The organism is Microbacterium sp. CCNWLW41 (assembly GCF_037083505.1).
The window spans coordinates 175763-193211 of record NZ_JBAOJP010000009.1 but is presented as its reverse complement, the minus strand read 5'-3'; the positions used below and the strand labels follow the sequence as shown (position 1 = coordinate 193211).

The following is a 17449-nucleotide window of genomic DNA, read 5'->3' as shown; positions in this document are numbered from 1 at the left end:
GCCCCATGACCGTCGAGATTGCGCGCGGGCACAACCCGCTGCGCGACCCCGAAGACCGTCGCCTCAACCGCATCGCCGGCCCGAGCGCGCTCGTCATCTTCGGCGTCACGGGAGACCTCTCCCGCAAGAAGCTCATGCCCGCCGTCTACGACCTCGCCAACCGCGGTCTGCTGCCCCCCGGGTTCGCCCTGGTGGGCTTCGCCCGCCGCGACTGGGAGGACCAGGACTTCGCCAAGGTCGTCTACGACGCGGTGCGCCAGCACGCGCGCACCGAGTTCCGCGAGGAGACCTGGCAGCAGCTGCTGCAGGGCATCCGGTTCGTGTCCGGCGAGTTCGACGACCCCGACGCGTTCCGGCGTCTGCGCGAGACCGTCGACAAGCTCGACACCGAGCGCGGCACGATGGGCAACCACGCGTTCTACCTGTCGATCCCGCCCAAGGCGTTCCCGCTCGTCGCCGAGCAGCTGAAGGCATCCGGCCTCGTCGACGACACCGCCGACCGGCCCGACCGCTGGCGCCGTGTGGTCATCGAGAAGCCGTTCGGCCATGACCAGGAGTCCGCGCGCGCACTCAACGACGTGCTGCGCTCGGCGTTCCCGACGGACTCGATCTTCCGCATCGACCACTACCTCGGCAAGGAGACGGTCCAGAACATCCTGGCGCTGCGCTTCGCCAACGAGCTGTACGAGCCGATCTGGAACCGCAACTACGTGGACCACGTGCAGATCACCATGGCCGAGGACATCGGGGTGGGCGGACGCGCGGGCTACTACGACGGCGTCGGCGCGGCACGCGACGTCATCCAGAACCACCTGCTGCAGCTCATGGCGCTGACGGCGATGGAGGAGCCCATCTCGTTCGAGGCCAAGGACCTCCGCGCCGAGAAGGAGAAGGTCCTCGCGGCCGTCACGCTCCCCGCGGACCTCGCGCGCTCGACCGCGCGCGGGCAGTACGCGGGCGGCTGGCAGGGCGGCGAGAAGGTGCTGGGCTTCCTCGAGGAGGACGGCATGAACCCGCACTCCACCACCGAGACGTACGCCGCGGTGACCCTCGAGGTGAACACCCGCCGCTGGGCGGGCGTGCCGTTCTACCTCCGCACCGGCAAGCGCCTCGGGCGGCGGGTGACCGAGATCGCCGTCGTGTTCAAGCGCGCACCCGAGCTCCTGTTCCCGCGCAGCCAGACCTCGGGACAGGGGCAGAACGCCCTGGTCATCCGCGTGCAGCCCGACGAGGGCGTCACGATCCGCTTCGGCTCGAAGGTGCCGGGTGCCGGCGCCCAGGTGCGCGACGTCACGATGGACTTCGGCTACGGCCACGCCTTCACCGAGGCGAGCCCCGAGGCCTATGAGCGACTCATCCTCGACGTGCTGCTCGGCGACCCGCCGCTGTTCCCGCGGCACGAAGAGGTCGAGCTGTCGTGGAAGATCCTCGACCCCATCGAGCGCTTCTGGGACGCTCAGGGCGGTCCGCTCGAACAGTACTCGCCCGGGTCGTGGGGCCCGGCATCCGCGGACGAGATGCTCGCCCGCGACGGACGGAGCTGGAGGCGCCCGTGATCGTCGATCTTCCCGACACCACCGTCAGCAAGATCTCCCGCGCACTGGTCAACGTGCGCGAGGAGGGCGGCGCGGTCGCGCTCGGCCGTGTGCTGACCCTCATCATCCTGACCCGCGAGGGTGCCGTCGAAGAGGTCATCGAGGCCGCCAACGACGCCTCCCGCGAGCACCCCATGCGCGTGATCGTGCTGATGATCGCCGACGGCTACGACGAGGATCCGCGCCTGGACGCGCAGATCCGCGTGGGCGGCGACGCGGGGGCGAGCGAGGTCGTCACGCTCCGCGCGTTCGGCGACGCCGGGCGCTCGAACCTCGAGAGCCTCGTCACGGGACTGCTGCTGCCGGACGCGCCCGTGGTGGTCTGGTGGCCGAACCGCACGCCCGCCCACATCTCGAAGACCTCGATCGGCCGCATCGCACAGCGACGGATCACGGATGCCGCCGCGCAGGCCGACCCGTCGGCGTGGGTCGCGGACCTCGGCGAGCAGTACGCGCCCGGTGACACCGACCTCGCGTGGACGCGTCTGACGCGGTGGCGCGAGCAGCTCGCCGCGATCCTCGACCAGCCGCCGTACGAGCCCGTGCTCAGCGTGCGGGTGCGCGGCGCATCGGACTCGCCGTCCACCGCGCTGCTCGCGGCCTGGCTGCGGCTCACCCTCGACGTGCCGGTCGACTGGGCGTACCTCGACCCCGAGGAGTGGCCGCACGGCATCAAGTCGGTGGCACTCGTCCGCCCCAGCGGCGAGGTGCTGCTGGAGCGTCCGACGCCCGGTGTCGCGATCCTCACGCAGCCGGGGCAGCCGAGCCACGAGCTGGCTTTCCCGCGCCGCACGCTGCGCGAGTGCCTCGCCGAGGAGCTCCGTCGCCTGGACCCGGACCTCCTGTATGGTCGAGTCATCACGGAGGGCTGGGACCTGCTCGACTCTCCGGCGACGAAGGAGACGCTGGCCAGATGAGCGACGTGCGGGTGACGGACGGGATTGCGAATGCCTGAAGGCTGGGCCGAGAAGCGCGTCATCATCAGTCCTGATCCCGCGGCACTCGCCGAGTCGGTCGCTCCGCGCTTCCTGAGCCGCGTGGCCAAGCGGGTCGACGAGGGCAAGCTCGCCCACGTCTCCCTCACCGGCGGATCGATGGGGGCCGCGGTCCTCGCCGTCGCCGCCCGCAGCCCTCGCGTGGCCGACATCGACTGGTCGCGCGTGCACTTCTGGTGGAGCGATGAGCGGTTCGTGCCGCGCGGGCACGCCGACCGCAACGACGCACCGGCGCGCGCGGCGTTCCTCGACGCCCTCGACATCCCGGCCGGCAACATCCACTCGCCCTTGGGCAGCGACGACGGCGCCGATCTCGACGCCGCTGCCGCCGCGTACGCCGAGGAGCTCGCCGCGTTCCCCGGCAGCGAGGGTGCCTGGCCGTCGTTCGACGTCTGCTTCCTCGGCGTCGGCCCGGACGGGCACATCGCCTCGCTGTTCCCCGATCGAGCCGAGATCCAGATCACCGATCGCGCGGTGGTCCCCGTGCGCGACTCCCCCAAGCCGCCGCCGGAGCGCATCTCGATGACCCGTCCGGTCATCAACAGCTCCAAGCGCGTGTGGCTCGTCCTCGCCGGCGCCGACAAGGCCGCCGCACTGGGCCTCGCGCTCGCCGGGGCGAGCTACGCCAGCGTGCCCGCCGCCGGCGCGAAGGGCCGCAAGCGCACGACCTTCTTCGTCGACGAGGCCGCTGCCTCGCAGGTTCCGCCCGAGCTCATCGACCGGGAGTACTGACGCGGCTCGGATCACATGCGAGCGCATAGGCGAGAAGAGCGGATGCCGTCGGCATCCGCTCTTCTTGTCTGTTCAGGAGGTCACTCCTGGCCGCGACGCTCGCGCAGCTGCTTGAGGGCGTCCTCGAGGAGGCTCTCGGCCTCCTCCTCGGTACGACGCTCCTTCACATAGGCCAGGTGCGTCTTGTACGGCTCGGTCTTGGCGACCGCGGGCGGGTTGTCCTTGTCTCGACCGGCGGGAAGACCCGAGTGCGGCGAGTCGATGATCTCGGGGATCTCCTCCTCGGGGATGCCCGCGGCGAAGTGGCGCACCGTCTCGTTGCCCAGGGCGTCCCAGTACGAGACCGCGATGCGCTCCGCGTGGAAGCCGTGGTCCTGTTCGCCCATCGGGCCCGCGCCGACGCGGGTGCCGCGGATCGCGTTGCCTCCGGTCGCCATCAGAGGGCCTGGAACTTCGTGATCAGGCCGAGCGCGACGATCGAGGCGAACCACGCCAGGGCGAGGACCACCGTGAACCGGTTAAGGTTGCGCTCAGCGAGCCCGGACGAGCCGAGGGCCGAGGTCATGCCGCCGCCGAACATGTCGGACAGGCCGCCACCGCGTCCCTTGTGGAGCAGGATGAGGAGGGTCAGCAGGAGACTCGTGATGCCGAGAAGCACCTGCAGGACGAACTCGAGGATCTGCACAGTCGTTGAAGCCTTTCGCTGCGATCGGTCGCCGATCGCACAAGGGTCAAGTATACGTGTCGGCCGACGGACCGCGAGGAGCCCCGCGGTCCGCCGGCCACGGCGTCAGACGCCGACGTGCTTCTGGTACCGGATGATGGCGGCGAACTCGTCGACGACGAGGCTCGCACCGCCGACGAGGGCGCCGTCGACATCGGGCTCGCGCATGAAGCTTGCGATGTTGGCCGCCTTGACGGACCCGCCGTAGAGCACACGGGTGCGGGCCGCGGCATCCGCCCCGAGCTTGTCCGCGATGACGTCGCGCAGCTTGGCGCAGACGTCCTGCGCCTGCTCCGGCGTCGCGGCCTGACCCGAGCCGATGGCCCACACCGGCTCGTAGGCCACGACGATGTCGGCGTCGGGCTTCAGGCCCTCCAGCGCGACGGACAGCTGGCTGACCGGAACGGCGCTCGCACCGAACTTCTCGAGATCCTCGCTGGTCTCGCCGACGCAGATCACCGGGACGAGCCCGTGCTTGATCGCCGCCTTCACCTTCGAGGCCACGACCTCGTCGGTCTCGGCGTGGTACTGGCGCCGCTCGGAGTGGCCGATGATGACGTAGCGCGCGTCGAGCTTCGCCAGGAACGCGCCCGAGACCTCGCCGGTGTAGGCGCCGGAGTCGTGCGTCGACACGTCCTGCGCGCCGAGCGCGAACGGGATCTTGTCGGCGTCGAGGAGCGTCTGCACGGTGCGCAGGTCGGTGAAGGGCGGGAAGACCGCGACCTCGACCGACGCGTCGTCGTGCTTGGCGTCCTTGAGCGTCCAGTGCAGCTTCTGCACGAACGCGACCGCCTGCAGGTGGTCGAGGTTCATCTTCCAGTTGCCCGCGATGAGCGGGGTTCGCGTGCTCACTGCCATCCGAGGACCTCCAGTCCGGGGAGCTTCTTGCCCTCGAGGAACTCGAGGCTGGCGCCGCCGCCGGTCGAGATGTGACCGAACGCGTCGTCGGCGAATCCGAGCTGGCGGACCGCCGCGGCGGAATCGCCGCCGCCGACGACGGACAGGCCGTCGACCGCGGTGAGCGCCTGAGCGACAGCCTTGGTGCCCGCGGCGAAGGGGGCGAGCTCGAACACGCCCATCGGACCGTTCCAGAACACCGTCTTGGAGTCGCGGACCAGCGCGGCGAAGCGCTCGCCCGTCTCGGGTCCGATGTCCAGTCCCAGGCCGGATGCCGCGAACGGCGTCTCCTCGATCGCGTCGGCCCTGGTCACCACGTGCTCCGCGTCGGCGCCGAACTTCGAGGCGACGACGACATCGGTGGGCAGCACGAGCTCGACCCCGGACTCCTCGGCACGCGTCATGTACTCGCGCACGGTGTCGAGCTGGTCGGCCTCGAGGAGGCTCGACCCGACCTTGTGCCCCTGCGCCGCGAGGAAGGTGAACAGCATCCCCCCGCCGATGAGCAGCCGGTCCACCCGCGGCAGCAGGTGGTCGATGACGCCGAGCTTGTCGCTGACCTTCGAGCCGCCGAGCACGACCGTGTAGGGGCGCTCGGGGTTCTCGGTGAGGCGGTCGAGGACGTCGACCTCCTTCTCGATGAGGAAGCCGGCGGCCGAAGGGAGGATCTCGGCGAGATCGTAGACGGACGCCTGCTTGCGGTGCACGACGCCGAAGCCGTCGGACACGAGCACGTCGCCCAGGGCGGCCAGCTCCTCCGCGAAGGCACGGCGTGTGGCGTCGTCCTTCGCGGTCTCGCCGGCGTTGAACCGCAGGTTCTCGATGATCGCGACGTCGCCGTCCTCGAGTGCGGCGACGGCCTCATGAGCCGACTCCCCCACGGTGTCCCGCGCGAAGGCGACGGGCTTGCCGAGGAGCTCCGACAGGCGCTGCGCCACCGGCGCGAGGCTGTACTTCGGGTCGGGCGCGCCGTCGGGGCGGCCGAGGTGCGAGCAGACGATGACGCGGGCGCCCTGGTTGATGAGGGCGTTCAGCGTGGGGAGCGTGGCCCGCACACGGCCATCGTCCGTGATGACCGCGTCCTTGAGGGGGACGTTGAGGTCAGCACGGACGATGACGCGCTTGCCGGCCAGCGAACCCAGCGAGTCGAGGGTGCGCAGAGCCATGGTGATCGCTTAGAGGCGCTCGGCCACGTACTCGGTGAGGTCGACGAGACGGTTGGAGTAGCCCCACTCGTTGTCGTACCAGGCCGAGACCTTGACCAGGTTGCCGCTGACGTTGGTCAGCTCCGCGTCGAAGATCGACGAGTGCGGGTTGCCCTGGATGTCGCTGGAGACGATCGGGTCCTCGGTGTACTGGAGGTAGCCCGCGAGGCGACCGTCGGCCGCGGCGGCCTGGTAGGCGGCGTTGACCTGGTCGACCGTGAGGCCCTCGGCCGGGGTGACGATCGTGAGGTCGACGATCGAGCCGGTGGGCACCGGCACGCGGTACGACGAGCCGCTGAGCTTGCCGTTCAGCTCGGGGAGCACGTGGCCGATGGCCTTGGCGGCACCCGTCGAGGCGGGCACGATGTTGATCGCGGCGCCGCGCGCACGGCGGAGGTCGCTGTGCGGGCCGTCCTGCAGGTTCTGGTCGGCGGTGTAGGCGTGCGCCGTCATCATGAAGCCGCGCTCGATGCCGAAGGCGTCGTTGAAGACCTTCGCCAGGGGCGCGAGGCAGTTCGTCGTGCACGACGCGTTGGAGATGATGACGTGGTTCGCGGGGTCGTAGTCGCCCTCGTTGACGCCCATCACGACGGTCACGTCGTCACCGGTCGCGGGTGCCGAGATGAGGACCTTCTTCGCGCCGCCCGCGACATGCTTCTTGGCGTCGTCGGCCTTGGTGAAGCGGCCGGTGGACTCGATGACGATGTCGACGCCCAGCTCGCCCCAGGGCAGGTTGGCGGGGTCGCGCTCTTCGAAGACCTTGATCTTCTTGTCGCCGACGGTGATCGAGTCCGCGTCGTACGAGACGTCGGCGTCGAGCACGCCGCCCACCGAGTCGTACTTGAGCAGGTGGGCCAGGGTCTTGTTGTCGGTGAGGTCGTTCACCGCCACGATGTCGAGGTCCGCGCCCTGCGCGAGGGCCGCGCGGAGGTAATTGCGTCCGATTCGGCCGAAGCCGTTGATGCCGATCTTGACAGCCACGGAGTTTCTCCTGAGTGTGTCGTGCGCGAGTGCGCGGTTGTTGCGATTCGAACGAGGACAACGGCGTCCCGGCGGGCATCATCCCGCCGGGACGGCCGCGCCTACTAGGACAGTACCAGCAGGCCAGAGGTCTTCTGACGGGCGGCGTCGAGGCGCTGCGCGACGTTCTGCCAGTTCGCGATGTTCCAGACCGCCTTGACGTAGTCGGCCTTGACGTTGAGGTAGTCGAGGTAGAACGCGTGCTCCCACATGTCGAGCTGGAAGATCGGCACGGTGCCCTGCGCGGTGTTGCTCTGCTGGTCGAAGAGCTGCTGGATGATCAGCTGCTCGCCGATCGGGTCCCAGCTGAGCACGGCCCAGCCCGAGCCCTGGATGCCGGTCGCAGCGGCGGTGAAGTGCGCCTGGAACTTGTCGAAGCCGCCGAAGAACTCGTCGATGGCAGCGCGCAGCTCGCCCTCGGGCTCGCCGCCGCCCTCCGGAGAGAGGTTGGTCCAGAAGATGGAGTGGTTCACGTGGCCGCCGAGGTTGAACGCGAGGTCCTTCTCGAGCTTGTTCACGTTCGCCAGGCTGCCGGTTTCGCGGGCCTCCGCGAGCTGCTCGAGCGCGGTGTTGGCACCGGTGACGTACGCCTGGTGGTGCTTGCTGTGGTGCAGCTCCATGATCTTGCCGCTGATGTGCGGCTCGAGCGCCGCGTAGTCGTAGGGGAGGTCGGGCAAGGTGTACTTCGCCATGTTCTCTTCTTCCTGTCGGCGCGCGCCGATTCCCCGGCGCAGCGAGGGTGACGGACTCATCCTACTGAGCGGCAACGCGCGCGCGCCGGGGTTGCTTCCCTCCATGACGTGTGGAAGACGGATGCCTCGCCGGCGGCGGATCAGTCCTCCATGCCTGCGGGAACGGCGGACTCCGTGCCGGGGAGGCCCTCGGCCTCGGCCTTCTTGTCGGCCATGGCCAGCAGCCGGCGGATGCGACCGGCCACGGCATCCTTCGTCAGGGGCGGGTCGGCGTGGTGGCCGAGCTCGTCGAGGCTCGCATCCCGGTGGGCCAGACGCAGGTCGCCTGCCTGGCGGAGGTGCTCGGGCACCTCGTCGCCGAGGATCTCCAGCGCGCGCTCCACGCGCGCGCACGCGGCGACCGCGGCCTGGGCGGAACGCCGCAGATTGGCGTCGTCGAAGTTCACGAGGCGGTTGACCCCCGCCCGCACCTCGCGGCGCTGGCGCATCTGATCCCATTCGGCCGCCGCGCGGACGGCGCCCATGGCTGCCAGGGCGGCGCGGATGGCCTCGCCCTCGCGCACGACCACCCGGGGGATGCCGCGCACCTCGCGGGCCTTCCCCGCGATGCCGAGGCGGTGGGCGGCGCCGACGAGCGCCATGGCTGCCTCCGACGACGGGCAGGTGATCTCCAGCGCCGCCGAGCGGCCGGGGTCGCTGAGGCTGCCGGCGGCGAGGAACGCGCCCCGCCAGATGGCGGCGAGGTCGCCGCGGGAGCCGGTCGTGAGCTTGTTGGGCAGGCCGCGGACGGGGCGGCGGCGCTGGTCGAGCAGTCCGGTCTGACGGGCGAGCGTCTCGCCGCCCTCGATGACGCGCACGGCGTAGTGGCTGCCGCTGCGGGCCCCGGAGCCCTGCACGTGCACGAGCTCGGGGCGCACGCCGTAGAGCTCGACGAGATCGCGCGCGGTGCGGCGCGCGAGGATGTCGGAGTCCAGCTCCGCCTCGACCGCCACGCGGTTCGCGATCGAGTGCAGGCCTCCCGAGAACCGCAGCAGCGACGTGAGCTCGGCCACCCGCGCGGTGGGGCGCGGGTCTCGCACGGTGATCAGCTCGGCCTTCACGTCAGCGGTCAGCGACACGACTCTCCTTCTCAAGGGTCTTCCGGGAACGACCGTCAAGCCTACCCGGCCGGGTAGGCCGGGTCGGCGGGCATCACTCGCGACCGAGGTCTCGGTCGGTCATTCGCACGGCCACGCCCGGCACGGCGGCCAGGCGACCGGCGAGCTCGCGCACCATCACGACCGAGCGGTGCTTGCCGCCCGTGCACCCGACGGCGATCACGGAGTGGCTCTTGTTCTCTCGCTGGTACCCCTCCAGGACGGGCCGCAGCGCCGCGCTGTAGGCGTCGAGGAACTCCTTCGCGCCCTCTTGCGCCAGCACGTACTCGCGCACCTCGGCGTCCTCGCCGGTGAAGGGCCGCAGCCGCTCGTCCCAGAACGGGTTCGGCAGGAACCGCATGTCGGCGACGATGTCCGCGTCGGCCGGCAGCCCGTACTTGAAGCCGAAGCTCTGCAGCGTCACGGTGTGGCGCGCGGCGCCCTCTTCGGTGAAGAGATCGGCGACCTTCGTGGCGAGCTGGTGGATGTTGAACGAGGACGTGTCGATGATCACGTCGGCGCTCTCGCGGACGGCTGCCAGCCGGGCGCGCTCGCGACGGATGCCGTCCAGCAGCGTCCCGTCCGCCTGCAGCGGGTGCGGGCGGCGCACAGCCTCGAACCGACGCACCAGCACCTCGTCGGACGCGTCGAGGAACATCAGGCGGATCTGCCGGCGCTCGCGGAGCGCCCGCATCGCGTCGGGCAGATCGAAGAACAGGTCCCGGCCGCGCACGTCGACCACGACCGCCACGCGGGGCAGCACTCCCCCGGCGAGCTCGGTGAGCTCCAGCAGCGGCTTGAGCATCTGCGGGGGGAGGTTGTCGACGACGTACCAGTCGAGATCCTCGAGCGCGTTCGCCGCGGTCGACCGACCGGCGCCCGACATGCCCGTGACGATCAGCACTTCTCCGACGTCGTGACGCGTCGCCTCGACCATGACCACCCCCGTCCTCACCAGCCTAGTCACTGGTGGCGGCGGCATGCTCGCGCGCGGGTGCCTCCTGGCCGTCCGGCAGGGCCGGCGACTGCGCGAGGTGCGCATGGATCGCCGCGGCGAGCTTCGGCCCGACTCCCGGAAGCTCGGTGATCTCGTCCGCCGTCGCATTCTTCAGGGCCGTCACCGAGCCGAAATGCCGCAGCAGCGCCTTGATCCGGGCCTCGCCGAGGCCCGGCACCTCGGCGAGCACGCTCTGGATGTCGCGCCGCCGCCGCCTGCGCTGATGCGTGATGGCGAACCGGTGCGCCTCGTCGCGGAGGCGCTGCAGGAGGTAGAGGGCCTCGGAGGTGCGCGGCAGGATCACCGGGAAGTCCTCCCCCGGCAGCCACACCTCCTCCAGGCGCTTCGCGATCCCGCACAGCGCGATCTCCTCGTGGCCGGCGTCGCGGAGGGCGCGGGCGGCCGCCTCGACCTGCGGTCTGCCGCCGTCCACGACGAGGAGCTGCGGCCGATAGGCGAAGCGGGGACGCTTGCGCGTGGTGACGACCGGCTCTTCGCCGTCCGGGATGGCGCGGGATGCGGCATCCGTCGTCTCGTCCTGCTCGTCCGGGCGGTCGAGGTAGGCGAGCCGGCGGGTGAGCACCTGGTAGAGCGAATCGGTGTCGTCCGTCGTCTCGCCGACGCCGAAGGAGCGGTACTGGTCCTTCCTCGGCAGTCCGTCCTCGAAGACCACCATCGACGCGACGACGTTGGTGCCGCTGAGGTGCGACACGTCGAAGCACTCGATGCGCAGGGGCGCCTCGGCGAGGTCCAGCGCCTCCTGGAGATCGGTGAGCGCCTGCGTGCGGGCGACGTAGTCGCTGGTGCGACGGGTCTTGTGCAGCATCAGCGCCTGCTGCGCGTTGAGGCTGGCGGTGCGCATCAGATCGGCCTTGCGGCCTCGCTGGGCCACCTGGATGGTCACGGCCTTGCCCCGGCGGCCGCGGAGCCATTCCTCCAGGTCCGCGGCGTCCTCGGGCATCGCGGGCACGAGCACCTGGCGCGGGATGTCGGCGCCGGCGGCGTTGCCGTACGTGCGCTGCAGCACCTGGTCGACGAGGTCCCCGCCCGAGATGTCGATCTCCTTCTCGATCGTGGTCGCCCGGACGCCCCGCACGCGGCCACCGCGGACGACGAAGTGCTGCACGGTGGCGGCCAGCTCGTCCTCGGCGATGCCGAACAGGTCGGCGTCGGTGTCGGCGGCGAGCACGAGCGCGCTCTTGTTCAGCACGGCGTCGATGGCCTGCAGCCGGTCTCGGTAGACGGCGGCCGCCTCGTAGTCCATCGCGGCGGACGCCTCGCGCATGCGGGCCGTCAGCTCCTTGGTGAACCGCTGATCGCCGCCGGACATGAACGCGATGAAGTCCTCGACGATCGCGCGGTGCTCCTCGATCGTGACCTTCATCGAGCAGGGGCCTCCGCACCGCCCGATCTGGCCGGGGAAGCAGGGGCGTCCGGTCGACATCGCCTTCTTGTACGACGAGTCGCTGCAGGTGCGGATCGGGAACACCCTGATCATCAGGTCGATGGTGTCGTGGACCGCCCACACCTTCGGGTAGGGCCCGAAGTACTTCGCCCCGGCGATGCGGCGGTTGCGGGTGACGATCACGCGCGGCGCCTCGTCGGCGAGGGTGATCGCCATGAACGGATACGACTTGTCGTCGCGGTACCGTACGTTGAAGGGCGGATCGAACTCCTTGATCCACTGGTACTCCAGCTGCAGCGAGTCGACGTCGGTCGCGACGACCGTCCACTCCACGGAGGCCGCGGTCGTCACCATGCGCCGCGTGCGCTCGTGCAGCGTGTGCAGCGGCGCGAAGTAGTTCGACAGGCGGGCACGCAGGTTCTTCGCCTTGCCGACGTACAGCACGCGGCCGTCGCGGTCGCGGAAGCGGTAGACCCCGGGATTGGTCGGGATCTCGCCGGGCTTCGGCTTGTACGGGACCGTGGGAGCGGATCGCGCCATGGTGTCAGGCCTCGCCGGGCTCAGCCGGCCTTGCGGGCCCCGACGAGCTCGGCGACCGGGCCTGCCGGCGCACGGACGCCGAGCACCTCCGCGAGGAAGGCGCCGGTGTGGCTGCCCTCGGCACGCGCGACCTGCTCCGGCGTGCCGGTGGCGATGACCTGACCGCCGCCGGCGCCGCCCTCGGGCCCGAGGTCGATCACCCAGTCGGACGACTTGATGACGTCCAGGTTGTGCTCGATGACGATGACCGTGTTGCCCTTCTCGACGAGGCCGTTCAGCACCTCGAGGAGCTTGCGCACGTCTTCGAAGTGCAGACCCGTCGTCGGCTCGTCGAGCACGTAGATCGACCGGCCGTTCGTGCGCCGCTGGAGCTCCGTGGCGAGCTTGACGCGCTGCGCCTCGCCGCCCGAGAGCGTCGTGGCCGACTGCCCGAGCCGCACGTAGCCGAGCCCGACGTCGACGAGCGTCTTGAGGTACCGGTGGATCGCCTGGATCGGCTCGAAGAACTCCGCCGCCTCGGCGATCGGCATCTCGAGCACCTCGGCGATGTTCTTGCCCTTGTAGTGCACGGCCAGCGTGTCGCGGTTGTACCGCTTGCCGTGGCACACCTCGCAGTCGACGTACACGTCGGGCAGGAAGTTCATCTCGATCTTGATCGTGCCGTCGCCCGAGCACGCCTCGCAGCGGCCGCCCTTGACGTTGAAGCTGAACCGCCCCGGCTGGTAGCCGCGCACCTTCGCCTCGGGCGTCTCGCTGAACAGCGTCCGGATCCGGTCGAAGACGCCGGTGTAGGTGGCGGGGTTCGATCGGGGCGTGCGGCCGATCGGCGCCTGGTCGACGTGCACGACCTTGTCGAGGTTGTCCAGACCGGTCACGCGGGTGTGCTTGCCGGCGACCCGGCGGGCGCCGTTGAGCCGCGTCGCGAGCACCTGGTACAGGATGCCGTTGACGAGCGACGACTTGCCCGACCCGCTCACCCCGGTGACCGAGGTGAGCACGCCGAGCGGGAAGTCCACCGTCACGTTCTTGAGGTTGTTCTCGCGCGCGCCGACGACGCTCACCTGACGGCTCTTGTCGATCTTGCGGCGCTTCTTCGGCGTCGGGATCTCGCGGCGCCCCGCGAGGTAGTCGCCGGTGATCGAGTCGGGGTCCGTGAGCAGCTCTTCGATCGGCCCGGAGTGGACGACCTCGCCGCCGTTGACGCCGGCACCGGGCCCGATGTCGACGACCCAGTCGGCGGCGTGGATGGTCTCCTCGTCGTGCTCGACGACGATGAGCGTGTTCCCGAGGTCGCGCAGCGCGACGAGCGTCTCGATGAGCCGCCGGTTGTCGCGCTGGTGCAGGCCGATCGACGGCTCGTCGAGCACGTACAGCACCCCGGTCAGGCCCGAGCCGATCTGCGTGGCCAGCCGGATCCGCTGCGCCTCACCGCCGGACAGGGTGCCTGCCGCGCGGCTGAGGCTGAGATAGTCCAGCCCCACGCGGATCAGGAAGTCCAGGCGGACGCGGATCTCGCGAAGCACCTGCGCGGCGATCGTCGCCTCGCGCTCGGTCAGGGTCAGCTTGGCGAAGTACTCGCGCGCCTCGCCGAGGCTGAGGTGCGAGGCATCCGCGATCGAGTGCCCGTGGACGAGCACCGCGAGCACCTCGGGCTTCAGGCGGTCGCCGTTGCAGACCGGGCACGGCACCTCGCGCAGGTACTCCGACCAGCGCTGGCGCTGCGTGTCGGACTCTGCCTGGGTGTACTGCCGTTCGATGTAGGGCACGACCCCCTCGAAGCCCGACGAGTACCGCATCTCACGGCCGTAGCGGTTCTTCCACTTCACCGTGACCTTGTAGTTCTCGCCGCGCAGCACGGCCTCGCGCACCGCCGACGGGAGGCGCTTCCACGGGGTGTCCAGCGAGAAGCCGAGGTCGTTCGCCAGACCCTCGAGCAGTCGCTCGTAGTACTGGAAGAGCCCCTTGCCCTGCGTCGTCCACGGGATGAGCACGCCCTCGCGGATCGAGAGGTCCTCATCACCGAGCATCAGCTCGACGTCGACCGACATGCGGGTGCCGAGGCCGGAGCAGGCCGGACAGGCGCCGAAGGGCGCGTTGAACGAGAAGGTGCGCGGCTCGATCTCGGTCAGCTGCAGCGGGTGCCCGTTCGGGCACGCGAGCTTCTCGGAGAAGGACTGCCATGCGGCATCGCCCTCCTCGTCGACGAAGTTGATCTGGAGCACGCCGCCGGCGAGCGACAGCGCGGTCTCGACCGAGTCGGTGACGCGGTCGAGGATGCCGGGCGCCGCCACGAGGCGGTCGACGACCACGGCGATGTCGTGCTTGTAGCTCTTCTTGAGCGTCGGCGGCTCGGCCAGCTGGATCAGCTCGCCGTCGACGATGGCGCGGGCGTAGCCCTTGGCGCCGAGCTCCTTGAAGAGGTCGACGAACTCGCCCTTCTTCTGCGTGACGACGGGCGCGACGATCTGGTACCGCGTGCGCTCGGGCAGCTCCATGAGCTGGTCGGCGATCTGCTGCACGGTCTGGCGCTGGATGACCTCGCCGCACTCCGGGCAGTGCGGCACGCCGATGCGCGCCCACAGCAGGCGCATGTAGTCGTGGATCTCGGTGATCGTGCCCACCGTCGAGCGCGGGTTGCGGTTCGTGGACTTCTGGTCGATCGAGACGGCGGGGCTCAGTCCCTCGATGAAGTCGACGTCGGGACGGTCGACCTGGCCGAGGAACTGGCGCGCGTACGCGCTGAGCGACTCGACGTAGCGGCGCTGGCCCTCGGCGAAGATCGTGTCGAACGCGAGGCTCGACTTGCCCGAGCCGGACAGGCCGGTGAACACCACGAGCGAATCCCGCGGGATGTCGAGGTCGACGTCCTTCAGGTTGTGCACTCGGGCACCGCGGACGCTGAGCTTTCCGCTGGTGCCGCCGAGGGCGGTTCCGGGCGTGTTGCCAGGCATGTTTCCGGGCAGGGCGACAGGGACGATGGGCACCAGACAAGTCTAGGCGGGGCCTCCGACATAGGGCCTGTGAGCCGTTCGCCGCGGGCGAAGACGACGGATGCCGCGGGGCCCGGGCCCCGCGGCATCCGCCGTCGATCACATCCGGGTCACTTCACGTTCGCCTTGACCGTGGTCTCCGCTGCGATGAAGACGCCGTTTCCGGGGTAGGAGACGGTGATCTCCGTCTTGCCGGCAGGCAGCGCGGGCAGCTCCACCGACGCGGTGCCGTCGGTGAGCGGCGCGACGATGGGGTCCAGGCCCGGGACGGTGATGGTGACCGATCCCGGGGCGAACATCCCCCGCGCCTTCACCGTGACGTCCAGGACGTACGGCTCGCCCTTCTTGCCGCCCGTGAGCTTGCCCGAGACGGTCGTCTTGACGCCCTCCACGACCGTGAGCGGGACGAGGACCTCGGTGCCCGTCGTCGCTCCGGAGAGCACCAGCGTCGCCTGACCGGCCGGCAGGCCGGCGGGAAGCTGGACCGACACGCGCGCGGTGCCCAGGTTGTCGTACGGGTCGGTTCCCAGCACGGTGGCCACCGGGAAGGTGCCCAGCGTCTGGTCGCCGAGGGTCACGACGATCTCGCTGTCCGTGAGATCGGCGGCGGTGGACATCGACCACGACTTCACGTCGAAGGCAACGGTCGACCCGCCCGCGTACTCGGTGGCGGCGCCTTCGCCGAAGGTGACCTCGACGGCGCGCTGCGAGTAGTCCACCGGCACCGCGCCGGTCGCCGCCGCGTCCTCCATGTAGTCGACCATCCCGGCGAGGTCGATCTTGCCGGTGTCGCGCTTGCCCGTCGCGTTGCCGAACTCGCGGAAGTTGTCGCCGCCGGCTGCGAGGAACGCGTTCGCGGTCACCGAGTACGTCGCGGCCGGGTCGATCGGCTGGCCGTTCAGCCACATGCCGGTGATGAACCCGCGCGGCGCCGTGTACGGCGTGAGCGACTCGTCGACGTCGGCGGTCGCCGGGTTGTCGAGCGGGTACTCCGTCACCATGCGCTGCGTGTACGTGTACTCGAAGCCCTCCGAGACGCCCAGCCGCAGGAACGGACGCGTGCCGACCCTGTTGAGGCTGTCACGCTGCCACTGCTGCTCGAGGAGCGTCTCGATCTGAGCGCCCGTGAGCGACATGTTGACCAGCGTGTTCGCGAACGGCTGCACCTCTGCGGCCTCCCGGTAGGTGAGCTCTCGCGGGTACGGGTCGCCGGCAGGCGTCCCGACCATGTCGGCCCGAAGTCCGCCCGGGTTCATGAAGGCGATCTGGGCCGCCCCGGACTCCGCGCTCTCCGTCGCGGTCTGCTGGACCTCGGCGACCAGGTTGCCCAACGTCGACTCGCCGCCGCGGTTCTCGTTCGGCAGACCCGTCGTCGGGTTGATGGTCGAGAGCTGGGCACGGTTGAACGCACCGGCGATCTCGCCGATCGGGACCGAGCCCAGGTCCTCGGCGACGGCCTCGGCGTCGGCGACGAGCGCCGCCACCTCGGAGTCGGCCGGGTAGCCGGCGACGGCCAGGATGTCGTGTGCCTTCGCCTTCACCTCGCCGGTCGCGCCGTCCACCGTGAAGATGAGCCGGTTCAGGCTCGTCCCGTACTGCCCCGCCGAGACCACGGGCCGCTCCGTCACGGCCCGGCCCTCGGTCGCCCACTGGGCGACGGGGAAGGCGCAGTTGTACGCGAGGTGGGTGTGGCCCGACACGATGGCGTCGACGTCCGGCGAGACGGTGTTGATGATGTCCGCCCACCGTCCAGAGTCGTCCATCGTCTCGCACGAGGTCGACGGGGCGCCCTCGTGCACGAGCATGACGACCAGGTCGGCACCCTCTGCCACCAGGGCGGCCGCCTCGGCGTTGACCGACTCCACGATGCCGTCGACCTGGATGTCGGCGATGCCGTCAGGGCTGACGAGCGTGGGAAGGTCTTCGGTCACCGCGCCCACGAAGCCGACCTCGACGTCGCCGAACTCCTTGATCCACGTGGCGGGCACCGCCGGCTCACCCGTCGCGCGCATCTTCAGGTTCGCCGCGATGTACTCCCACTCGGCCCCGCCGTACGGGTTCGTCTCGGGATCGTACGGGGCGAGCACGCGGTTCACCAGGTCGTCGTAGCCCTGGTCGAGCTCGTGGTTTCCGACAGCCGAGACCTCGAGGCCCGCGGCGTTCAGCGAGTCGATCGTCGGCTTGTCATTCTGGATGAACGACTCGAACGTCGAGGCGCCGATCAGGTCGCCCGCCGCGGCGAAGACCGTGTTGGGGTTGGCGGCGCGCAGCGCGTCCAGCGCGCCGGCGAGCTTCGCCGCTCCGGCCTGCGCCCCCTCGTCGAGGATCCGGCCGTGGAAGTCGTTGGTGGCGACGATCTGGATCTCGGTGTCGGCGGCGTAGGCGGGGGGCGCGGCGAGCAAGCCCGCTCCGAGTGCCGCGGCAGCGGCGGCCGCGGTCGCGGCTCGCCGGATGGCGGGTGAGCGGTCTGGGTGTGACCTGACGTGCATGGGCGGGATCTCCTCTGTGAAGGACGGGACGG

General features: G+C 70.3%; 14 protein-coding genes. 3 read left to right on the top strand and 11 right to left on the bottom strand.

The window, feature by feature from the left end:
- The first annotated feature begins 5 nt into the window (after positions 1 to 5).
- From zwf to pgl, 3 genes are read left to right on the top strand one after another with little or no spacing between them, the layout of a single operon-like run.
- A complete protein-coding gene (zwf, locus tag V6R91_RS27420) occupies positions 6 to 1556 on the top strand; it encodes a glucose-6-phosphate dehydrogenase (RefSeq protein WP_336397860.1) in 1551 nt (516 codons plus the stop codon).
- On the top strand, positions 1553 to 2512 hold the full coding sequence (locus tag V6R91_RS27415; protein WP_336397859.1) for a glucose-6-phosphate dehydrogenase assembly protein OpcA: 960 nt from the start codon (positions 1553 to 1555) through the stop codon (positions 2510 to 2512). The genes zwf and V6R91_RS27415 overlap by 4 nt, the downstream gene beginning before the upstream one ends.
- A gap of 30 nt (positions 2513 to 2542) precedes the next feature.
- Complete coding sequence (gene pgl, locus V6R91_RS27410; protein ID WP_336397858.1) at positions 2543 to 3322, top strand: 6-phosphogluconolactonase; 780 nt, start codon at positions 2543 to 2545, stop codon at positions 3320 to 3322.
- A gap of 80 nt (positions 3323 to 3402) precedes the next feature.
- Here pgl and V6R91_RS27405 read toward each other — a convergent pair whose 3' ends face one another.
- The 11 genes from V6R91_RS27405 to V6R91_RS27355 all read right to left on the bottom strand — a co-directional run bounded on the left by V6R91_RS27405 (position 3403) and on the right by V6R91_RS27355 (position 17330).
- Positions 3403 to 3759 carry an RNA polymerase-binding protein RbpA gene (locus V6R91_RS27405; RefSeq protein WP_336397857.1) on the bottom strand — a complete coding sequence of 119 codons (357 nt, stop codon included), beginning with the start codon at positions 3757 to 3759 and terminating at the stop codon, positions 3403 to 3405.
- The gene (secG, locus tag V6R91_RS27400; protein WP_336397856.1) at positions 3759 to 4007 is read right to left on the bottom strand and encodes a preprotein translocase subunit SecG; all 249 of its coding nucleotides are present in this window, start codon (positions 4005 to 4007) and stop codon (positions 3759 to 3761) included. The genes V6R91_RS27405 and secG overlap by 1 nt, the downstream gene beginning before the upstream one ends.
- Before the next feature lie 105 nt (positions 4008 to 4112).
- Positions 4113 to 4904, bottom strand: a complete 792-nt coding sequence (tpiA, locus tag V6R91_RS27395; protein ID WP_336397855.1) for a triose-phosphate isomerase — start codon at positions 4902 to 4904, stop codon at positions 4113 to 4115.
- Positions 4895 to 6109 (bottom strand): phosphoglycerate kinase, encoded by a 1215-nt coding sequence (locus V6R91_RS27390; protein ID WP_336397854.1) that lies wholly within the window; start codon positions 6107 to 6109, stop codon positions 4895 to 4897. The genes tpiA and V6R91_RS27390 overlap by 10 nt, the downstream gene beginning before the upstream one ends.
- 9 nt (positions 6110 to 6118) lie before the next feature.
- Positions 6119 to 7129: a type I glyceraldehyde-3-phosphate dehydrogenase gene (gene gap, locus V6R91_RS27385; RefSeq protein WP_336397853.1), complete on the bottom strand. Its 1011-nt coding sequence runs from the start codon at positions 7127 to 7129 to the stop codon at positions 6119 to 6121.
- Positions 7130 to 7233: 104 nt separating this feature from the next.
- On the bottom strand, positions 7234 to 7860 hold the full coding sequence (locus tag V6R91_RS27380) for a superoxide dismutase (RefSeq protein WP_336397852.1): 627 nt from the start codon (positions 7858 to 7860) through the stop codon (positions 7234 to 7236).
- Positions 7861 to 8000: 140 nt separating this feature from the next.
- A complete protein-coding gene (gene whiA, locus V6R91_RS27375) occupies positions 8001 to 8978 on the bottom strand; it encodes a DNA-binding protein WhiA (protein ID WP_336397851.1) in 978 nt (325 codons plus the stop codon).
- A gap of 73 nt (positions 8979 to 9051) precedes the next feature.
- Positions 9052 to 9933 carry an RNase adapter RapZ gene (gene rapZ, locus V6R91_RS27370; RefSeq protein ID WP_336398054.1) on the bottom strand — a complete coding sequence of 294 codons (882 nt, stop codon included), beginning with the start codon at positions 9931 to 9933 and terminating at the stop codon, positions 9052 to 9054.
- Between the two features lie 22 nt (positions 9934 to 9955).
- A complete protein-coding gene (gene uvrC, locus V6R91_RS27365) occupies positions 9956 to 11938 on the bottom strand; it encodes an excinuclease ABC subunit UvrC (protein WP_336397850.1) in 1983 nt (660 codons plus the stop codon).
- 20 nt (positions 11939 to 11958) lie between these two features.
- Positions 11959 to 14922, bottom strand: coding sequence for an excinuclease ABC subunit UvrA (gene uvrA / locus V6R91_RS27360; RefSeq protein WP_378880594.1), 2964 nt, complete (start codon positions 14920 to 14922; stop codon positions 11959 to 11961).
- Positions 14923 to 15038: 116 nt separating this feature from the next.
- The gene (locus tag V6R91_RS27355) at positions 15039 to 17330 is read right to left on the bottom strand and encodes a 5'-nucleotidase C-terminal domain-containing protein (protein WP_336397849.1); all 2292 of its coding nucleotides are present in this window, start codon (positions 17328 to 17330) and stop codon (positions 15039 to 15041) included.
- Between the last annotated feature and the right edge of the window lie 119 nt (positions 17331 to 17449).

What these genes read in the sequence shown, in the direction of transcription:
- zwf (WP_336397860.1), top strand. Translation starts at nt 6, where the DNA reads ATGACCGTCGAGATTGCGCGCGGGCACAACCCGCTGCGCGACCCCGAA.
- pgl (WP_336397858.1), top strand. Translation starts at nt 2,543, where the DNA reads ATGCCTGAAGGCTGGGCCGAGAAGCGCGTCATCATCAGTCCTGATCCC.
- V6R91_RS27405 (WP_336397857.1), bottom strand. Translation starts at nt 3,759, where the DNA reads ATGGCGACCGGAGGCAACGCGATCCGCGGCACCCGCGTCGGCGCGGGC.
- tpiA (WP_336397855.1), bottom strand. Translation starts at nt 4,904, where the DNA reads ATGGCAGTGAGCACGCGAACCCCGCTCATCGCGGGCAACTGGAAGATG.
- V6R91_RS27390 (WP_336397854.1), bottom strand. Translation starts at nt 6,109, where the DNA reads ATGGCTCTGCGCACCCTCGACTCGCTGGGTTCGCTGGCCGGCAAGCGC.
- V6R91_RS27380 (WP_336397852.1), bottom strand. Translation starts at nt 7,860, where the DNA reads ATGGCGAAGTACACCTTGCCCGACCTCCCCTACGACTACGCGGCGCTC.
- rapZ (WP_336398054.1), bottom strand. Translation starts at nt 9,933, where the DNA reads ATGGTCGAGGCGACGCGTCACGACGTCGGAGAAGTGCTGATCGTCACG.
- uvrC (WP_336397850.1), bottom strand. Translation starts at nt 11,938, where the DNA reads ATGGCGCGATCCGCTCCCACGGTCCCGTACAAGCCGAAGCCCGGCGAG.